Consider the following 19493-nt stretch of genomic DNA (forward strand, 5'->3'; position numbering starts at 1 on the left):
TTCTATTTCGTTTTGCTCAAGAGATACAGGAAGTATGGGGCTCCAATGATGGCAACCAGAATACCTGCCGGAATCTCGGAAGGCTGCAAGATTACGCGTCCCAGCGTATCTGCAACAAGCACAAGCAATGATCCGACCAATGCGGATGCAGGCAAAAGGAACTGATGTTTGGGTCCCACGAGACGACGTGCCAGATGCGGACCTATTAGACCCACAAAACCAATGCCGCCACTGACGGATACACATGATCCGGCTAGTCCCACGGCTGCAGCCAGCAGGATCAGTCTTTCGCGCTCCACCGGAGCGCCGAGACCACTCGCTGTTTGATCCCCAAGGTTCAGTACATTAAGCACACGGGCTTTATACAGAACAAGCGGCACAAGGACAATGAGAAACGGCAGCAATGCAGATACGAATTTCCAGTTGGAACCCCAGATGCTACCTGCCATCCAGGTGGCTACAAATTGATACTTCTCCGGACTAAGCCGAAGTGTTAACACGATCATGGCTGAGCTGATCCCTGCCGCTACCCCAATCCCTGTAAGCAGCATGCGCGTAGGCATGAGACCCTCTCCCTTTTTGTAAGAGAGCACATAAATCAGAAATGCAGCAAAAGTTGCCCCGATCAGGGCCAGGATGGGCAGCAAAAATACAGGAGCCGCCGTTGTTGTCGGGAAGAAGGAGACAAACAACATAACAACCAATCCGGCTCCAGCGTTGATACCGAGAATCCCTGGATCAGCCAGAGGATTTCGGGATACCCCCTGCAGAATACAACCGGATAGCGCAAGTCCCGCACCGACCAGAACCGAAATGACGATACGCGGCAAACGGAATTCAAACAGGATCAGTTCCTGCTTTGCCGTCCCACCACCAAACAGGGTACGCATCACCTCAAGTGGAGAAAGCCGAGTGAACCCTGTATTCATACTGATAATAAAAGCGGTAATAATCAACGCACCAAGCACAATCATGACAATGGTGCTTTTTGCTCTCTTTTTGCGTTCTGCTCCAACCAGAGTTGAGGATTCCATCGTTACAGAGTCCTCCTTTCTTTACGCGCCAGATAGAGGAAGAAAGGTACCCCAATTAGGGCAACCAAGGCGCCAATTGGCGTCTCATATGGCGGGTTAATCATACGTGCAGCCAGATCCGCGAATACGAGCAGCAGACTGCCCATGACAGCGGAACATGGAATAATCCAGCGATAATCGACCCCAACCAATTTGCGTGTGAGATGGGGAATGATAAGCCCAACAAAACCAACAGCACCAACCACGGATACAGCTGTACCTGCGAGGATTAGGACAACAATCAGACCAACCAGCTTGATCAAGCCAGTACGTTGACCCAATCCAACGGCGATATCTTCCCCCAAGCTAAGCAGCGTAATGGAACGGGAGATAATAATCCCTGCAATAAGCGCAGCCAAAACCCAAGGGAACATGACTTCCAACTGGGACCATTTCGTGCCGGCTACACCGCCCGCTGTCCAGAAAGCGAGGTCTTGTCCAATTTTGAAATACAGTGCAATCCCTTCACTGAGTGCTGACAGCATCGCTGACACTGCCGCCCCCGCCAGAACGAGCCGGAGAGGTGTAAGTCCGGATTTGGAAGCCGCACCGAAACCATAGACCAACAGAACCCCAAGTCCTGCACCCAAGAAGGAGTACAGAATGATATACATATATGGCATGCCCGGGAAAAAGGCAAAGCAGATAGCAAGCGCAAATCCTGCGCCAGCATTCAGTCCGAGCAGCCCGGAATCAGCCAGCGGGTTACGGGTCATCCCCTGCATAATGGCACCGGCTACTGCGAAGCAGGCACCCACCATCGCTCCGCCAAGAATACGCGGTAATCGAATCTCCCATATAATCTGATGCGGAGTCAGTTCAGGATTAAAGTTAAAAATGGCCTCCCATACCACGCTCAGCTTGATATCTGCCGCCCCAAACGAAATGGACAACGCCATACCCAGCGCGAGCAGCAGAATCCCCCCGGTCAGGATCAATGTGGCAGCCCAGGGACGAGTGTGTATTTGGGCTGTAGGTGATTCCGTAGGTTGACTTGCTGATGAAACTTTCGAACTCATATGTCCCCACCCTTGTTATGAGTGGTGTAGACGCATCCTATGTACATAACATTCACCTCTCTATTAATACATAACTGATATTGATTCTCATTCCCATAGACCATTGTATGTCAACTAGCTGTCTCTGGCAATGGACAAATGGGACATGTTTATTGCATAAATGAATTTTTGTACTAAAAAAAGCTGCATGGAGTATAAGAACTCCAATGCAGCACCTTGGTTTGAGATATGATTTAACGACTATGTACAGCAGTCAATGCTGCCAGCACATCCGGCACATCCGTAATAATTCCCTGAACACCCATGTCGATCAATTCCTGCATTTCAGCAGGATCATTCACCGTGAACGGGTGTGTTGCAATTCCCTGAGCCAAAGCAGCAGCAACTTCTTCTCGTGTTACAGCAACCTTGTAGGGATGCAGAGCAGAAGCTTCCAGTTTAGCCGCATAATCATATGGGCGGTACAGCTTTTCCATATATAAAATTGCTGTGCGAATTTCCGGGGCAAGACGTTTGCACCTCACTAACGAGGCATGATTGAAGCTAGATAGAATCACCTGTTGTTCCATACCCCAATCCCGAATCGCTTGGATCAACTTTTCTTCCATTCCCTTATAGCTAACAATACCATTTTTCAATTCCAGGTTAAGTAGGATGTCTTTCCCACGAACCAAATCAAATAATTCATCCAAAGATGGAATACGTTCTCCAGCAAAATCGGCATGGAACCAAGCTCCTGCGTCCAGAGTACGCAATTCTTCAAACGATTTATCCTTGACCCAGCCTTCTGCTCCGGCAGTGCGGCTTAACGTCTCATCATGTATCAGTACCAGTCTACCATCACTGGACAGCTGGACATCCGTTTCAATGCCTGTCGCTCCAAGCTGAAAACTTCGTTCAAACGCAACCATTGTATTCTCGGGACATACGGCAGATGCTCCCCTATGGGCGATATTTTCTATTTTTTTCATTCCAGCGCCTCCTGAGTTCAACATTAACTCTATGATTCTCACTATAAACGCAGTTTGTCATACCTGTATTAACAGAGCGTTTAATTGCATGCCCCGTCCGTGAATAGGGCAACGTCTTGGAGGGCTGGGGATTCACTCATTTTGTGAACTCAATCTGTAAAGCAGACATAATATAATATCAGTCATAGACAACTGCACTCCGCTGTAAGGAGGTCGCCCATTGAAACCCCTAACGAAGAACAGATCTGTATCTCCCAAATCTCCCTCCAAAAAAGCTCCCTTGCTCAGAGTTTCTGCCAAAAGCAGTTCTGGCAAACCCAACAACAAAACAAGAACGCGCCCTGGACCACGCCAACACATGAAAAAGGCATCTGTTCGGGGGCTCTCTGTTCCAGACAAAACAAGTAATCAATCATCTGCTCTTGAAGAACAACATCAACTGGATAAGTTGGCTTTTATCGCTGCCATCCTTGCTCTTATTGCAGCCGCAATTGGACTATACATTGCCTGGAGAACACTCAGTTTGCCTGGTGGTGGTGCTGAGGTAACGGTCTAACTCCTCTTGCCCCGCTCTGTCTCTCTTTTCCATGGAGACGGAGTTCTTTTTTTGCAGACAGAAAAAAACCGTTCCCCTGAGACGCCAGCCATACCGGCGTCTCTTTGGAAAGGCCATTTCTTCATCGGGCGTTGCCCCGGCGACCATGTCACCGTCCCGGAATGGCTAACCGAATTACAGAATGAATGTACGAGAGATGATAACGAGCAGGATAAACAACACCAGAATTGCGCCTGTTGATGTCCATGCTCCACCGGCAAACCCGCCGTATCCGTAACCGTATCCTGTGCCTTTGATTTCGCTCATGAGTGACACTCCCCTCTTTTAAGAAAGTACACTATAGACTATGTTTGGAGAGGGAACTTGCTTGGGCACATCGAAAAGTTTTCCGCTGGAGCGGGTAGTTACTTATCCTGAAGCTGAGACCACTTCTGGGTCAACTGTGCCGGAATATAGGATGACATCCGGTTCAACAGTTCAGCCGGATCGGATTCCAGACTCCATAGACTAAGATGTGAGGTATTGGAAAAACCTTCATGCACGCTGTGCTCAACCATTTTCATCAATGGCTCGTAATATCCGTTTACATTTAACAAACCGACAGGTTTACGATGAATGCCGATCTGTGCCCAGCATAGAACCTCGAATAATTCTTCAAATGTCCCCATACCACCAGGAAGAGCCACAAATCCGTCGGACAGCTCGGCCATCGTTGCCTTGCGTTCATGCATCGTACCTACTTCAATCAGCTGCGTAAGGCCTCCATGTACAACCTCTCCCCGGAACAAACCAGTCGGCATGACACCAATCACTTCTCCACCCTGCTCCAGAGCAGCATCCGCGACGGCACCCATTAATCCCATACATGAACCGCCATAGACAAGTGCGTACCCGCTATCGGCGATCTGTTTACCCAAGTTGATAGCCTGCTGTGTGTAATCGGGGTGATTTCCCGGGTTGGAGCCTGCAAAAACACATATACGTTTCAATGGGTTTCACTCCTTCTTGATATCTATTTCATTAGTGTACAACATGAATGTAAATACTATGTTACATCACACATCATACACAAGTGAATAAAAAAAACCCGACCGTTTGCAGCCGGCCGGGCTCCCATACTTAGTACACATCATTTAGAAGGGGTTGTTATACTGTTTACTATAAAGGCCGAACATTAAATCCATATGATCATTGCATGAAATGAATATTAAATATCCGTGGACTTATCGTATTCCACGTCGTGAGCGCACCACAAACATATGCTTGTCCTTACGAAGAATCCGGCCGTCTGCAAGCTCAACCTGATCATCATTATGGCGTATAATTGTTGTGGATAATGCTACAATTTTGGCCCGACGCCAAATCATAACCTGTGATTTGAAATAGATGGCATTTTCAAACTGTACGGCCTTTTTCATCACATATCCAACCTTATGCACCTCGGAACGCGCTTTTTTCAAGGGAAGGCTCTCTTCAGGCAGAGGCCGGATCATTGCGATATTGTCGAACGATACCTTGATCCGCTTGGGTCCGATTCGTACACAATCCGCTTCTTCATCCCACTCGACCAGCGTTCCTTTCAGTGGCTCTCGTATGCCGGTTGCACGATATACGGCTACTTTCCGTCCTACCCAATGTCGCAATGCCATCGCCCCCCCGTTTGTCTAGTTTTCCGGTATCGTCCAATCAATCGGTTCAATACCTTTGGAGGTCAGAAATTCATTGGCTTTGGAAAAAGGACGACTGCCCAGGAAGCCACGATGTGCTGCAAGCGGACTTGGATGCGTAGACTCCAACACCTGGTGTTTATCCCGGTTAATGAATGCCCCTTTCTTCTGGGCATGACTGCCCCAAAGCATAAATACCATCGGTTCTGAACGTTCATTCAATGCCCTGATGACAGCGTCAGTAAACGTCTGCCAACCTAGTCCCTGATGGGAGTTCGGCTGTCCTTCCCGTACCGTCAGAACCGCATTAAGCAACAGCACGCCCTGCTCTGCCCAATGAACCAGAGATCCGTGATTCGGAATCGGCAGACCCAGATCCGCGTGAAGCTCCTTATATATATTTTTCAAAGAAGGAGGAACGCGCACCCCCGGTCTGACCGAGAAACTTAATCCTTGAGCCTGACCCGCTCCGTGATAAGGGTCCTGACCGATAATAACGGCCTTGACCTTATGGTACGGGGTCAGTTTAAGAGCCGAGAACAAATCTTCCTTGGGTGGAAAGATGGTCTGTGTTTTATACTCGGCGGCGAGTGCATAACGAATGTTGTTAAAATACTCGGCTTCAGTCTCTTCCTGAAGTACAGAGTTCCAATCATTTCCAAACATATGTAAAGGCTCCTTTCCCTGATGAATACATATCCGTGCAGTCCACATAACGAACTGCCACCTGCGTGAGCCGTATCCTACGACTCATAGACTATCCACCATTTTAACATAACCGGGGACCGCAGACCAGAAGTGTACCTCAGGGGGATAGGTTACCTGTATAACTAACGTTACTTGGGAGTGACCATAGAATAGCTAACACTGCAAACTGATACGCTTTGATTTTGTACTACAGCGTTAAAGCAAACCAGTACCTTGATTATAGAAAACTTATCAAACTTGAACGGGTACGCCTTCATCTTTATTGACCAATAGAGTGCTTATTCTTCTGAGACCCTCTTCAACAACCGAACGCGGACATGCCAGGTTCAAGCGGATACACCCGCCTCCATTAGCTACAAACATATGCCCATCTTCAAGTAATACCCCCGCTTGTTCAGCGAAAAACAAGGGCAGGTTTACATTTGTGGTGACGTATGCCGTAATATCAATCCATGCCAGATACGTAGCCTCCGGAATATGAAAGACTGCCTGTGGCAGATAACGTTTCACATACTGATCCACAAAGGCAAAATTGTCGTCGAGATACGTTTTCAACTGTTTCAGCCATTCGTCGCCATGTTCGTAAGCGGCTTGTGTCGCTGCAATGCTCAGCGGATTTTTGAATCCATAATGCCGTTTCTGCCAGATCGTTCGAAGTCCTTCATTTGCAATAATCACGTTGGAGAACATTAGGCCCGCCATGTTGAACGTTTTGCTTGGCGACATACAGGTAATGATTCGATCCGTATCCGGGAACAGCTTGGCAAGAGGCGTATGCCTCTTACCTGTGCGCAGCAAGTCACAGTGAATTTCATCTGAGATTACCCATACGTTATGGCTCAGACAGATCTCGCCCACACGTTGTAACTCTTCTGTTGTCCATACCCGTCCGGACGGATTATGCGGATTGCAGAAAATACATAAGGTGACTTGTTCATCCATGGCTTTGGCTTCAAAATCTGCAAAGTCAATTGAATAATGTCCCTGATCGTTGATCAAATCTGAGCAAACTAGTTCAAGATGATTGTGCTCCGCAGCCGATTTGAAATAACCATAGGAGGGTGTCACAATCAGTACCTTCTCATTTGGTTTGCAAATATATTCAACTAATTCATATAGAGCGGGAATGATCCCATGTGATGTCTCCAGATGCTCCTTGGGGAAAGACCAGTCATAGTATCTGTTCATCCAGTTGGAGACAGCTTCGTAGTATGCGGGATCGAATACCTGGGAGTACCCCATAATTTTCCGGTCCAAACGCTCCTTAACTGCTTCCCGTATTTCGGGAGGTGTGGCAAACTCCATATCTGCAATCCACATGCGAATAAATTCTTCATCCTTAAAGGGAAATTGCATATCTTCTGTTGCATTAAAAATATATTGACGGAAACCATCCGTATTCATGGCGTTGGTTCCTGTGCGATCGATAATCTCATCAAAATCATACTTCATAGCCTTCTGCGCCTCTTTCTCTCTGTTCTCCATCCTGGGATGAGGTTCTGGTAGTCACATTATTTCATGGCTCAGAAGTTCCATCAAACGCAATACAATCTATTCAGAAGAAACAAATTGATCTTAATGTTTCTTCTGAATAGGTTTTTTCATGAGAAAAGTGTTATATTTTTCGTAAAGATTGATTTTACCGAGGGGTTTCACCTTTTCTCATATTCTTAAGAAACTTAGCAGAAGGAGATCCGATATGAACACCATCAACAAAGAAGTGGGCAAGAAAATCCGTAATTTCCGCAAATGGAAAGGGTTAACGGTTCAGCAGCTGGCGGATCAGATTCACAAAAGTAAAGCTACTCTGTCCAAATACGAGAGCGGAGATATCACCCTTGATATAGTCACGCTGCATCAAATTGCTGATTCATTGAACATTCAGGTGGAGCAGCTGCTGTATATTGAACCGAAGCAAGCCTCTCCCCTTATGAATACGGTACCGTCCAGCTTTTTCAAAAATTCCACACGGTTTTATTCGTATTTTTATGATGGACGCAACAACAGCCTCATCCGTTGTGTCATTGACATGATGGCACAGTCGGACGCGAATCGTTATCGAACCGTGATGTATATGAACGTCAAGAATTTTGAGAATTATCAGGAATGCGAAAATATGTATTGGGGTCACACCGAGCATTACGACACACTCACCACGCTGATTCTGAAAAATCAGGCTACACCGCTGGAGAATCTGTATATTAACATTCTGGCATCTTTTCAGGAATCCGAGAAAAAGTGGGGGTTGATGGCAGGCGTTTCCTTCCGTCCCTTTATGCCCATCGCTTTGAAAATGTTATTCTCTCGAACACCCTTGTCTGAGAATCAGGAGTTATATAACGAACTGAAAATGTCTAAGGAAGATCTACGCACGTTAAAGATCTATAATATGCTCGCCGTTACCTAAACCTCAACAGAAGCTGATTGATTAGATTGTTGTTTGAGAATTAAGTTTGAGAATTAATCCATGTATAACAAGAAAAGGGCGGCAGTTATAAGCTATTACAGCTCATAAAAGCGCCCTGTTTGGATCAGATGTGTTTATTCATTCATACTTTGATTTAGATGCATCATTCGATTAGTTCTTGATCAAATCAAGGGTTTCGTCAAATAATTGCTTCTGTTCCTCAATCTTGTTTTCATTACCGATAACACAACGTTGCTGCTGTTCCAATATGGAAGATACCACTTCGGCAAAACCTATAATGTCACTTTCTGTTGTGTTTAACACTTCATCCCGTTCTTTCTGGAGATCGGCTTCAGTGACATTAGACAGGTAACATTCCAGAGAGAATGATCCTTCGCCATAAGGTGTTCTTGGTGTATCGAGGTCCTGGATGGCGCCAATGATATATCTCGTCATTTCCCGTGTGTCTGCTTTGAAATCCTTCAGGTATTGCGGCATCTCTTCATAAACTTTGTACGTTTTTTCGAGATTCGGGTCGCGGTACGATGCTACATAGCTGTCTCCATTACGTCTGAAGCCTGACATGCACCCGTATGCTCCACCCTTGGCCCTGATATTGTTCCACAAGTAATCCAGAGATAAAATCCCCTGCAAGACACGAAGCGAGCCGGTGTACGAATACCCTTTATCGATAAAATTACCTGTTTGAACGACATATTGGACTTCAGATGGAGATCTGAATCCTTCTTTGTGATGCACAGGTGTAAATGCCTCTTTTTCCTTGGCAACGTCCTGGGTGAACAGCTTCGCTTTCAAATCGGATACCTGTTTCTCCAAACCTTCATACCCCTGATCATCCGCAGTGTAACTTACAAGCAAGTTTTCCGGTCTGAAAATAAAGCTGGTCAACGATTGAAGACTGGTCGACAGTTCTTCTTTTCTAGCCTCAAAGTTCGCTTGAAGCTCCTCAAGCCACTGGTAAAAGGCAATACCGCTAACCGCTTCCCTGAAGTCTGCAACAGCCGAGTGTTTAGAGGTAGATCGACCAATCCCCGCTGAATGCCCTCCGCTGATCAGCTTGCGCTGCAGGTTGCCTTTCAACTGGGCAATAATCTCATATAAACGCTTCGAATCATCAAATTTGGACGTAAACACAATTTCGTTGATCATGTCAAAAGCAAATCCAAGTTTGTCATACAGCACTTTGGCGTTGAATTCATACGTAGCCTTGAAATCACGGTGCTCATGCGCGTTTGCATACGTACCGATGCCACTATGAATGCCCCCGGAATGAATATGGATTTCATTCGACAATTCATTAAATGAGAAATTCTGAGTGTCGACGTAACCGAGCACACTTTTCAGCAATCCAACATACGGCAGCAAACGCCGTGGGACTTCCTTAATATCGAACAACAGTCTCAGATAACCGATCCCGTTGGTATAGATATTATGGTGCAGTACCGTTGTACCTTCGACCTGATTTACCGTCTGATACAGCGTCGATGCTTTCGGTTCAATATCCTCTATCGATAACGTCGGAATCACCTGTTGTTGCTCCTTGGTTGACGGTGCATTCTGGTACTCGGCGAGAGCCTCGGTTCTCTGAATGAGCTGCTGAATCTCTTCCTGACTCAGTCCCGCCTGAACTGATTTCAGATGTGCTTTCAACGCTTCTTCTTTACGCGCGTTCAATCCTTTATCCGGCGTGACAGCAACGAAGGAAGTATGCGTATTTTTCAGTAAATACGTATCAATCAACTTTTCGAAGTAACCCTCAGTCATCTTCGTTCTGAGCTCGGCGAATACGTCATTTGCTTCCAAATGAGTAAATGGAGCATCGACATCATACAGCCAGCTTTGCAATGAGGAGAAACCGTAGATTAATCCTTTGGGCATTCTTCCATAATCGGCTTCGCGGTGGTTGAATTCATAGGAATTAATACCTGCGAGCAGCGCTTTTGGATCAAATCCTTCCTTCACAACACGCTCAAGCACTTCTTTGACAGTCCCCAGAAAATCTTCTTTGCTTGCCAGATTGCTCTTCTTCAATCCAACGGTGAACACTGGCTGATACAGGCTGTCATCATATGTGCCATAGACATCCTTAGCAATGCCCTTATCCAGCAAGGCCTGCTTCAGAACCGCTCCCGGAGCGTTAAGCAGTGCGTACAGCAAAATTTGAAACGAGATATTCAATTCCTTGTCCAGACTTGTTCCGATCACCGCATTGTAGGTCAAAAAGCTGTTATCCACTTCGGATTCGGTACTTCCGGCAGAATATGTCTTCACGGTGTCCACTCTTTCTGCAAAAGCAGGCTGGAGCTTTATTGCAGAATCAATCTCAATTCGATCATATTCATTCAGATAGTTCTCATCTAACCACTGCAATTTCTCTTCCATATCCATATCCCCATATAAATAAATGAAGCTGTTGGATGGATGATAGTATCTGGAGTGGAAATCCAGCAAGCCTTGATAGGTCAGATCAGGAATTGCATCGGGAAATCCGCCTGATTCACAGGAATATGTAGTATCCGGAAAAAGTGAATTCAGGACTTCTCTGCGTACAATCCGTTCCGGTGAAGAAAAAGCACCCTTCATCTCGTTATATACAACGCCGTTATAGGTTAACTCGTCTTCAGCTGAGGTCAGATTGTAATTCCAACCCTCTTGCAGAAATATTTTTTCATTATCATAAATATTCGTGTGGAGTACCGCATCCAGATAAATGTCCATCAGGTTATGGAAGTCATGATCATTCCGACTTGCAATCGGATAGATCGTTTTATCGGGATAGGTCATCGCATTCAGAAATGTATTGAGTGAACCCTTCAGCAATTCAACAAAGGAATCCTTGGCCGGAAATTTCTTGGAGCCGCAAAGAACGGAATGTTCCAGAATGTGAGCTACACCTGTATTGTCTTCCGGAGGAGTACGGAAACCGATACTGAACACTTTATTATCATCTTGATTGGATAAGAGTACAATTTTGGCTCCGGATTTCTGATGTTCCAGGAGATACGCATCTGACTTCAACTCTTCAATTCTGCGTTCCTGCAGCACCTTATAGGGCTTAAGCTGTTTCAACATGGGTCGAGTCCTCCGTCCATTAAATTGTTTAGTTTGATATGCAACCTTGAGTTCTTCAAGTTCAAAGATAAAGGTAATTTATGCCTACGGATAGTATACACCATCGATCCTGGTAATTCATAATGGGCAGCCCGACAGGCATCATCTGATATGTATTATCGTTTTTTAATGTTTATGAACTGAATGGTACAGCGGTAGTCACCTACCGCAGGATTTTAAGACATAATTTTTGATTGATCTGAAATGGAACGATTTCAAGGATTTAAGATGTTTGTGTATTGTTTTGATTAGGATTGTTTTTTATGGGTTGACCTACAATCTGTCTCAAATTCGTCCCCAGCCCCCCGAATGATGCTTCATTCTTATAAAACTATTGCTTAAATTTAAGGGATCTAGAATACTTATAATTATTGTTTTATAAGTAAAAATAATATTTGTTTTCCAAACTTTTACTGTGATATAATAACCTCATACTAATTTTAGGAGGTATGTTTATGAAAAATGTAAGAAGTGTCTTGATTTTATTAACACTTACACTCTCAATTTTTACCATTCCTTCGCTATCTTCACAGGTACTTGCTAAAGAAATACCAACTAATTCTTCTGTTGTAACTCAAGGGGAACTGATTGCAACTGTTAATTACAACATGCTCAGGAATTCATCTGTAAAGTTATTCTCCGCTAATCAAAATATTCAAATCCAGTCTGGTGGACACCTTATTTCAATAAGCAGTGGGGGAGTTGTTTCATCTAATAATTCCCTTGGAACCGCTGTTGTATATTCTTTTAATCCTAATGGTGATTACGTAAAATACCTCATAACTGTAAATGCAAGTTAATGAGCTTAATAGCAACGATCTCGAAGTTTGACTAGCTCAGAAATAGATTTACTTAACCAAAGTCATTTGAAACTGCCTGTTATTTTATTTTCCACCAATTTCGCCATCAGCAATCCAGAAACCGCCATGCTCTTTCATGCGGTTTCTTACTGTTTTTTCGTTACCCCATATTACTCTGAAATAGATTTAAGGGTTACGTTGTCCTCAATTGAACATACTCCAAATGGAAACTTTGTATTCCATACAAGGACGGGTACTCAACCTCCCTATCCATCAGTGGAAAATATGGTCTGCTGCATACAAATGCGACCTATTTGCTTGGTCAGGGTGCATCCATTAAAGAGATTCAACATCGGCTACGACACTCGACATCCCAGGTGACCACAGACACATATGCTCACGTCACCAAGAAATTAAGTCGCAAAACAACAGCACAACTCGATGTCTTCGATCCTAAATCTCGTCCCCAACGGCAAAAAAGACGCTCAATCCCTGTGACTCAGGCAATTCAATCAAAACTATAAAAAAAAAAGGAAACTCCTTATGTATAAAGGAGTTTCCTTTTATTAATGGATGCCGAGGACCGGGATCGAACCGGTACGGTAGTCACCTACCGCAGGATTTTAAGTCCTGTGCGTCTGCCAATTCCGCCACCCCGGCATGGGTATGTATTTCTTGGCGACAAGAAATATCTTACCATGAAATTTATAACTTTGCAATACCTTAAGATAAAATTATCCAAAAAAAAATAAAACAGGCACTGCCAGCGTTAGCGAGCAGTGCCTAGAAAGTTCGAGTTGCGGTCCCGAACTTTCTTTGAACCATCTATATTAAGGGAGGTGTGAAATAAGAATACCTCCCCAACATTAAAAAAACCTAAAATCAGGCTTAAATTAAACTAAAAAAGAAGAATAGGTGCAATTCGGTCTGCCTCTTCCTCGCTGCATTCCACCACCACCAGGATATGCCCTTGCAGCAGCCAATCTTCATAGTAATTCGCATCTTCTTCGGAGACCCCTGCTTCTGTTAAGGTAAGCACCAGATCATCCGTCTCATTTCCAATCTCGTTGCCTGCGAGCTTGCGTACCGCTTTTCCGATGGACATCGTCTGATCCATCCGTTTGCCCAGACCAGCAAGTACCCCTTTAAGTACGCCTAAAGCGCCATCTGTTCCTGCGCCCTTCAGGGGCATCGGCAAACCAGTCTTCTCGCTTACCAATTCGAGATTGACCTGTTCTTTGGCTACCGCGCCCAAATATTTATCTGCTATGCCTTCCTCTTTTAATTTATTCAGCATGATAATGGCTTCATTCTCTGTGCGTACAAGTCCGATCAGCAATTGTGTCATTATACGTCCCCTCCTTTTACCCTTATATAACCCCTGGTTGCTTCTTCAAAAACGGATTACATGTAATAAGTCCTTTCACCTATGTAAAATATAATTTCTGATCTGGAAATCTATACCTAGTTCTGATAGACTAGATAAAGAAGACAAATTAACCATTGAAATTATTGACATATCGAATTACTATTCCATAACCAGGAGCAATGACATATGAAAAAAGAGGTAGAAATTGCCATTCGGCGCAAACAACAAATTATCGTCCGTAATACAAGTGGGCAAACGGTAACTGGATTTCCGGAACGTACAGCCGATGCTTCCATTCTTTCCTTACGGACAGTTCACGGAAGCCTGTGGATTCCATTCGACGAAGTCGAACAAGTCACTCGTTTGTTAACTATCCGCTCTCATCATTTAAGCGGGATGCAGTTGTGCACGGCTGATCTGTAAACAGGGAACAAGTATTTCATGTATTTATACGTGAATTAGACATCTTTATTTCGCCCTTCATAAAATAAAACCAGACGCATCGACGTCTGGTTTTATTTTTGCCCCATACTTTGTACCACACTCTTTCAAAGCCTCAAGACACTTCTGTATCAAGTGCTTTCTCGTTCATAGCCTGTCGTTATTTCACCACAAACTTTACTCGTGTTCCATCCGGATATGTACTTAGTTGGTTTCCCACCCATGAGCCTGCACCACGATTATCTTTGGGGCTAATATATTGGATATCCGCACCCGCTCCGCCTTCCGCACACATCGCCATTGGCCATTCATCCCGATCTTTCCCCTTTTTGACCGGAACACCTTTGAGTGACAAATCCCGATTACCCTCAGCTCCACTGCGATCAATGGTGCATACATCCGAATGCCCTGCCTTGATGGCCGTCTTGATATGATTGGCCGTCTCGGGATAGCGCTCTGCCGGGAATGTGATGGTATGATCTACGTTCCCTTTGCTTCCCCCGAATTGGGACGGTATATCCAGAGACCACTCTCCTCCAACCCATGCATAGAGAGCTACCATTAACATGGCCACCAGCGTCAATATCTGCTTTTTAAATCGTTGCTTGCCCTTGCTCTTTCTGCTTCTGCGTCTTTTACTCATGCTGTTTCTCCCCCATTCAACACTTGAATTATACCAGAACGCCAGTTCGCTAAACAATATAAAAAAACATAAAAAAACAGCCGACATGCTCGGCTGTTCTGTATAGACTACCCCACGTTAGGAATCGCCTGTTGTCGAAGTAAAGGCAAGGTAACCTCAAACTTCGTTCCTTTCCCCTCGATACTCTCCACCGAAATTTGACCATTCATCAATTCGAGCAGCTCTTTACAGATGCTGAGTCCAAGTCCGCTGCCGCCAAATTTGCGTGCGTGGGAGACGTCCGTCTGCGTGAATGCTTCAAACAATTGATTAATTTTATTATCCGGAATGCCGATTCCCGTATCATGAACAGTGAATACAAGGATAACGATATCCCCTCGCTGCTCCTCAACATCTATCTGTAATTGCACTTCACCTTGTTCCGTAAATTTAATGGCGTTACTGAGCAGGTTATCCAGCACTTGTCGGAGACGCAGAGGATCACCCGTGAGTACATCAGGAATAGCCAGATCCGCATGACAGAGCAAGCGAATTCGTTTATTCTGCGCCGCGGGTTCATGCGTTTTAATAATCTGTTGAATCAGCTTCAACGGCTGAAATTCGATTTGCTCCACTTTCATTTTCCCTCTGCCGAGCTTGGCCATATCAAGACTATTGTTGATAATGTTCAGAAGAGCCTCCCCTGACTGGCGCGCAAGCTCCAGATACTCTTTCTGCTCCTCACTGTTATCCCCCATGCCGACAAGTTCGATCATGCCCATAATCCCGTTCAGCGGCGTGCGAAGTTCATGGTTCAGCTTCCCAATGAACTCCAGCTGTCCCCTACTGTTCATTTCCGTCATCGAAGCTGCCATCCGCAACTGCTGCTCGGCATATTTCCGCTCCGAAATATCGTATTGAATCCCTACAAAAAACAGACATTCCCCTGAATCATCGAAAATAGGATCAATATTCAGTTCATTCCAGAACTTCTGTCCACGCTTCGTATAGTTCAGAATCTCCGTCTTGATCGACTGCTTTTTCTTCAACGCTTCGCGAATTTTCTGTACGGTTTCCGGGTCCGTATCGGGCCCTTGCAGGAAACGACAATTCTGTCCAATTGACTCGTCCGCACTGTATCCAGTCAATTGGGTAAAATATTCATTTACATACATTAGCGGGAAATCAGGCAAAGTAGCATCGACTACGGTCACGGAAGATTTAATCTTAGAGATAATAAATTCCCATTGTATAGCGAGTTGATTGTATTTAGTCATGCTTCCTCCTTCATTTCACCAAACTTTATTGTATTCACGCTCCTGATGAAGCTATCGATAAACCAATGGTATGTGATTATATAAAAAACAATATAATTAATTGTAACATAGTTATTCAAGTCATGTGTTCCTTGGGTAATATCTGATAAATACATTCAAAATACTTATCAAGTCATCAGGAGGTCACTCATGAAATTTTTATTAATCGTTATTATTATTATTTTGCTTGTTTTCTTTTTCACAAGACGTAAACGTTAATTTTGAGCCGGTCATGTAAAATGAGGAAGGAAGATCGGGTATGAGAACCCTCTTTTTTATATTCATGACACTTTGTATCATCAATCTGTGCTTCCCGAAATTTGGCTGGTACTTGCGTTATGGCTGGATTTCCCGGGGAGAGGCTGAGCCCAGCAGACCTTATATGGCGATGACCAGAATGACCAGTCTGTTGATGCTGCTTATCGCTTTTTCGCTCGTTGTGGCTTGAATAATAGAAACCAGAAAGACAGCTGTTCCTTGGGACAGCTGCTTTTTTTGCTCTTCAATGACGGGAAAATGACAACTTTGTTTGTGGTGCGTTTGCAACGATACCCGTAATATATAATTATCGTTGTGGAAAGGACACCTTAGCATGAACATCGCATTTTATCCATATTGGGCTGCAAAAACGCTGCTTTCTCTCATTAATGTTATATATATCATGGTTATTACGACGTTTATTTACGGTCAGACCGGGTCTGTCCTTTACGCTGCGCTGTTTCCATTCATTCAAATGTCAGCGCGTATAGTCGCAGGCTTTACTGCACCATTACTTGTGAACCGTTTCGCATTCTCCAGGCTGATTGTTAGTATTCCTTTAGCCAAAACATTGATGATTACCGGAATTGCCATCGCATTTACCGATCTAACTGCTCACATTCCTCTTCTGCTTGTGGGAATAGCGATCCTCTCGTTCCTGGACGGATGGGAATCTCCATTAATAAACACATTAACTCCACGATTGGTTCAAGGAGAAGATCTGGTGAAGGCGAATAGTTTTCTCTCATTCTCTACTCAGACCGTGACGATCATTGGATATGCGATGACAGGATTCATCGTTATGCACTGGGGGGCTTCACAAACATTCTGGGCGGCTACAAGCTTAACCTGGGCTGTCCTGCTTCTAATGATTACGATCAGCTCACTTACCCGCGAAAAGGAGGAACAAGTCGAGAAATCCACTTCCAGATGGGATGTACTAAGGGAAGGTTGGCTTATCCTGTGGAAAAATCGGTCGTTACGCCTGATAACGTTCATGGATCTGGTTGAGGGTCTTGCTGGCTCCATCTGGATCGGCGCTATCACACTTGCTTTTGTAAAAAAAGCTTTGGGCCAAGAAGAAGGTTGGTGGGGACTTATCAACTCCAGCTATTCTGCCGGCACTATTCTTGGGGGAATTCTGGCCATCGCCCTGGCCTCACGTATACAGAAGCACCTGATTTCCAGTATGGCGATAGGCTCTCTGGTTTTCAGCTTGCTGACCATCGCTTACGGTTTAAACAGCCTTCCTTGGCTTGCTCTGGTATTATGTGTGCTTATGGGTCCCGCTTATCAGATCCGCGATGTTGCTCAGCAAACCGCTTTTCAGAGCAGTGTGCCCGTCGAATCCCTGTCCAAGGTATACGCAGCGCATGGGATTGTTCTTTCCACTGCAATGAGCATATCTACGATAATCTTCGGTCTGGTTGCTGATCAAATGGGGGTTCGGCTGGTGTATTTGATTGGCGGTGCCTTATTCATTGTATCCTCCTTGTGCTCTTTCCGGTTAAATCGGATCAAAAAGTAAAATGATTGCATCAAAAAAAGACGAGCACACATCTGCTCGTCTCCGCTGCTTCCGACCAATATCGGAGCAGCCCTTTTATTCTCAATCCAATCGGTAATCTGTCAACGGCTTGCCTTGTTTATAATACAGCGCTGGTGACAGTATATTGAAGAAAATATGCACATCAGGCAAATCCGCTTCTTCCAAAATAGCCTGCATTGAGGAAGCAATCCGATTATGAATCTCCTGATCACGTTGGAACATCAGAATCTCTACTGAAGCCGGAGAAGGAGTAAGGGCTTGTACGTCATGACGCTCTGCCTTCATTCTCTCCCGCGGAATATTGGTAATCAGAGCAAATTGCTCCGTGATACGGGGTACAACTTCCTCCAGTTGGGGCCCTGTGAATCCTTTAAAACGAATAAACGGCATTGCTATCCCTTCAATCTCTATTAATAGTCTCTTATGTGATTTTAAGCACATTGTTTTCGGTTGTCAAATCTCTTTCATCATATCATTTTTTTCATAGAGACGCAGAAAAGCCCCGCTGAAGTCTCAACGGAGCATACACGAAACCAGGGCCTCAACTTGTTCTATTGTGGCTTACACCCAGAAAGATTTAGTGATGATTACGAGCAGGATGAAGAGTACGAGAATTGCGCTTGTGGAAGTCCATCCGCCAAATCCACCAACACTGCCGCCACAACCGTATCCAACTTCACTCATTTGATTGGCCTCCTTTGAATTTCAAGGTATGCCATAATATATGTCGATTCGAACATGAGTGACCGGGCTATACGGCAAGCTAACCGGCCCAATCATTATGTTATTCTGTCAGTTGAATTATGCTGAAGGAATGACTTGAATGTTCACATCATTTCCTGATACTTCACGATAAAAGTCTGCTGTATTTCGCTTATCCAGGACAATCAAACGAGTACGCGTATCGTTTCTGGACACCAAAACTACTTGACCATCCGGGGCAATACAATAGGCGATTGGAATTGAAATTTCACTGTCACGATATGAACCGTCCGCATGGCTGGTCCCCATTACAATGCATTGATGTTGTATCGCTATCTGCCGTGCTTCTTCAACCCATTCTGTATACTGCTCTTCACTGAACATCCCCACACCAATGGAATGCATAACGATATCCACACTGCCAATATTCTCGTTGCGAAAACCTTGCAGCACCAACTCATCACATAACAAGGTGCTTATGACCCAGTCCTGTTCCTTAACGATCTCAGCAGGGGTATACTTCGCTTTCTCCAGCACAATCTTCCCAGCCTTGTTAATGATAATTGAACGATCCTTGGGACGTTCATCCAACCTGCGATGACCTGATACAATCATCGTTCCATATGCAGCAGCCAGACGACTGGCCTCTTCCACGTTCTGATTCAGATAACCTTCAGGAAAGAGCAATATATCCGCTTCAGGATGTTGCTTCAATTCAGCTTCGAGCTGCAGCAATTGTTGTTCCAACCTGGGTTGTCCAATAATAATCTTCAACGTTTATCCCCCATTCATGAATAAAAGCCGGTTCATACCTGTATCAGGTACGAAACCGGCTTAAAGGTTGTAGAGGCAGGCTTCCTGCTCATCACACTTCACTTCAAGAGTAATTCTCTTTGGCATATC

21 protein-coding genes and 1 tRNA gene are annotated in these 19493 nt (G+C 44.8%); 6 read left to right on the plus strand and 16 right to left on the minus strand.

What is annotated here, in order from left to right:
- Nucleotides 1-2: 2 nt before the first annotated feature.
- The 3 genes from MKY42_RS22700 to MKY42_RS22710 all read right to left on the minus strand — a co-directional run bounded on the left by MKY42_RS22700 (nucleotide 3) and on the right by MKY42_RS22710 (nucleotide 3063).
- Nucleotides 3-1034, minus strand: a complete 1032-nt coding sequence (locus tag MKY42_RS22700) for an iron ABC transporter permease (RefSeq protein WP_339844878.1) — start codon at nucleotides 1032-1034, stop codon at nucleotides 3-5.
- Between the two features lie 2 nt (nucleotides 1035-1036).
- Nucleotides 1037-2092 (minus strand): iron ABC transporter permease, encoded by a 1056-nt coding sequence (locus MKY42_RS22705; protein WP_090901198.1) that lies wholly within the window; start codon nucleotides 2090-2092, stop codon nucleotides 1037-1039.
- 233 nt (nucleotides 2093-2325) lie between these two features.
- Entirely contained in the window at nucleotides 2326-3063 is a 738-nt protein-coding gene (locus MKY42_RS22710; RefSeq protein ID WP_179263866.1) for a glycerophosphodiester phosphodiesterase, read from the minus strand.
- Between the two features lie 220 nt (nucleotides 3064-3283).
- Between MKY42_RS22710 and MKY42_RS22715 the strand changes: the two genes are divergently transcribed.
- Nucleotides 3284-3619 carry a hypothetical protein gene (locus MKY42_RS22715; RefSeq protein ID WP_090901204.1) on the plus strand — a complete coding sequence of 112 codons (336 nt, stop codon included), beginning with the start codon at nucleotides 3284-3286 and terminating at the stop codon, nucleotides 3617-3619.
- 174 nt (nucleotides 3620-3793) lie between these two features.
- Here MKY42_RS22715 and MKY42_RS22720 read toward each other — a convergent pair whose 3' ends face one another.
- From MKY42_RS22720 to MKY42_RS22740, 5 genes are all read right to left on the minus strand, one after another.
- Nucleotides 3794-3925 (minus strand): YjcZ family sporulation protein, encoded by a 132-nt coding sequence (locus MKY42_RS22720; protein ID WP_208642734.1) that lies wholly within the window; start codon nucleotides 3923-3925, stop codon nucleotides 3794-3796.
- 98 nt (nucleotides 3926-4023) lie between these two features.
- Nucleotides 4024-4608, minus strand: a complete 585-nt coding sequence (locus MKY42_RS22725; protein ID WP_090901207.1) for a TIGR00730 family Rossman fold protein — start codon at nucleotides 4606-4608, stop codon at nucleotides 4024-4026.
- A 234-nt stretch (nucleotides 4609-4842) separates the two neighbouring features.
- On the minus strand, nucleotides 4843-5268 hold the full coding sequence (locus tag MKY42_RS22730; protein WP_143067041.1) for a hypothetical protein: 426 nt from the start codon (nucleotides 5266-5268) through the stop codon (nucleotides 4843-4845).
- A 15-nt stretch (nucleotides 5269-5283) separates the two neighbouring features.
- Nucleotides 5284-5952 carry a uracil-DNA glycosylase gene (ung, locus tag MKY42_RS22735; RefSeq protein ID WP_339844886.1) on the minus strand — a complete coding sequence of 223 codons (669 nt, stop codon included), beginning with the start codon at nucleotides 5950-5952 and terminating at the stop codon, nucleotides 5284-5286.
- Nucleotides 5953-6225: 273 nt separating this feature from the next.
- Nucleotides 6226-7446: a MalY/PatB family protein gene (locus tag MKY42_RS22740; RefSeq protein ID WP_339853037.1), complete on the minus strand. Its 1221-nt coding sequence runs from the start codon at nucleotides 7444-7446 to the stop codon at nucleotides 6226-6228.
- Nucleotides 7447-7693: 247 nt separating this feature from the next.
- Here MKY42_RS22740 and MKY42_RS22745 point away from each other — a divergent pair, with 247 nt between their 5' ends.
- Complete coding sequence (locus tag MKY42_RS22745) at nucleotides 7694-8401, plus strand: helix-turn-helix transcriptional regulator (RefSeq protein ID WP_090901216.1); 708 nt, start codon at nucleotides 7694-7696, stop codon at nucleotides 8399-8401.
- Nucleotides 8402-8572: 171 nt separating this feature from the next.
- On the opposite strand, the gene MKY42_RS22750 is transcribed toward MKY42_RS22745, so the two are convergent.
- A complete protein-coding gene (locus MKY42_RS22750; protein ID WP_090901219.1) occupies nucleotides 8573-11494 on the minus strand; it encodes an insulinase family protein in 2922 nt (973 codons plus the stop codon).
- A gap of 494 nt (nucleotides 11495-11988) precedes the next feature.
- Here MKY42_RS22750 and MKY42_RS22755 point away from each other — a divergent pair, with 494 nt between their 5' ends.
- Entirely contained in the window at nucleotides 11989-12333 is a 345-nt protein-coding gene (locus MKY42_RS22755) for a hypothetical protein (RefSeq protein WP_090901222.1), read from the plus strand.
- A 574-nt stretch (nucleotides 12334-12907) separates the two neighbouring features.
- Here the strand turns inward: MKY42_RS22755 and MKY42_RS22760 are convergent.
- Both MKY42_RS22760 and MKY42_RS22765 read right to left on the minus strand, forming a co-directional pair.
- Nucleotides 12908-12993, minus strand: a tRNA-Leu gene (locus MKY42_RS22760).
- A 238-nt stretch (nucleotides 12994-13231) separates the two neighbouring features.
- The gene (locus tag MKY42_RS22765; protein ID WP_090901387.1) at nucleotides 13232-13681 is read right to left on the minus strand and encodes a general stress protein; all 450 of its coding nucleotides are present in this window, start codon (nucleotides 13679-13681) and stop codon (nucleotides 13232-13234) included.
- A gap of 207 nt (nucleotides 13682-13888) precedes the next feature.
- Here MKY42_RS22765 and MKY42_RS22770 point away from each other — a divergent pair, with 207 nt between their 5' ends.
- A complete protein-coding gene (locus MKY42_RS22770; RefSeq protein WP_099858489.1) occupies nucleotides 13889-14125 on the plus strand; it encodes a hypothetical protein in 237 nt (78 codons plus the stop codon).
- A gap of 178 nt (nucleotides 14126-14303) precedes the next feature.
- Here the strand turns inward: MKY42_RS22770 and MKY42_RS22775 are convergent, their stop codons facing one another.
- Nucleotides 14304-14786 (minus strand): NucA/NucB deoxyribonuclease domain-containing protein, encoded by a 483-nt coding sequence (locus tag MKY42_RS22775; RefSeq protein WP_244192757.1) that lies wholly within the window; start codon nucleotides 14784-14786, stop codon nucleotides 14304-14306.
- A 107-nt stretch (nucleotides 14787-14893) separates the two neighbouring features.
- Entirely contained in the window at nucleotides 14894-16042 is a 1149-nt protein-coding gene (locus MKY42_RS22780) for an ATP-binding protein (protein WP_179263777.1), read from the minus strand.
- Nucleotides 16043-16340: 298 nt separating this feature from the next.
- Here MKY42_RS22780 and MKY42_RS22785 point away from each other — a divergent pair, with 298 nt between their 5' ends.
- Together MKY42_RS22785 and MKY42_RS22790 are read left to right on the plus strand one after the other, a co-directional pair.
- On the plus strand, nucleotides 16341-16529 hold the full coding sequence (locus MKY42_RS22785; protein WP_090901397.1) for a DUF6199 family natural product biosynthesis protein: 189 nt from the start codon (nucleotides 16341-16343) through the stop codon (nucleotides 16527-16529).
- Nucleotides 16530-16673: 144 nt separating this feature from the next.
- Nucleotides 16674-17867 carry an MFS transporter gene (locus tag MKY42_RS22790; protein WP_090901400.1) on the plus strand — a complete coding sequence of 398 codons (1194 nt, stop codon included), beginning with the start codon at nucleotides 16674-16676 and terminating at the stop codon, nucleotides 17865-17867.
- Between the two features lie 81 nt (nucleotides 17868-17948).
- Here the strand turns inward: MKY42_RS22790 and MKY42_RS22795 are convergent, their stop codons facing one another.
- From MKY42_RS22795 to MKY42_RS22805, 3 genes are all read right to left on the minus strand, one after another.
- Nucleotides 17949-18278 (minus strand): DUF1904 family protein, encoded by a 330-nt coding sequence (locus MKY42_RS22795; protein WP_053784203.1) that lies wholly within the window; start codon nucleotides 18276-18278, stop codon nucleotides 17949-17951.
- Nucleotides 18279-18449: 171 nt separating this feature from the next.
- Entirely contained in the window at nucleotides 18450-18572 is a 123-nt protein-coding gene (locus tag MKY42_RS22800) for a hypothetical protein (protein ID WP_256222178.1), read from the minus strand.
- A 117-nt stretch (nucleotides 18573-18689) separates the two neighbouring features.
- On the minus strand, nucleotides 18690-19364 hold the full coding sequence (locus tag MKY42_RS22805) for a hypothetical protein (protein WP_256222179.1): 675 nt from the start codon (nucleotides 19362-19364) through the stop codon (nucleotides 18690-18692).
- Between the last annotated feature and the right edge of the window lie 129 nt (nucleotides 19365-19493).

It is taken from the genome of Paenibacillus sp. FSL W7-1088, assembly GCF_037969855.1.
In the GTDB taxonomy this organism is placed as follows: Bacteria; Bacillota; Bacilli; order Paenibacillales; family Paenibacillaceae; genus Paenibacillus.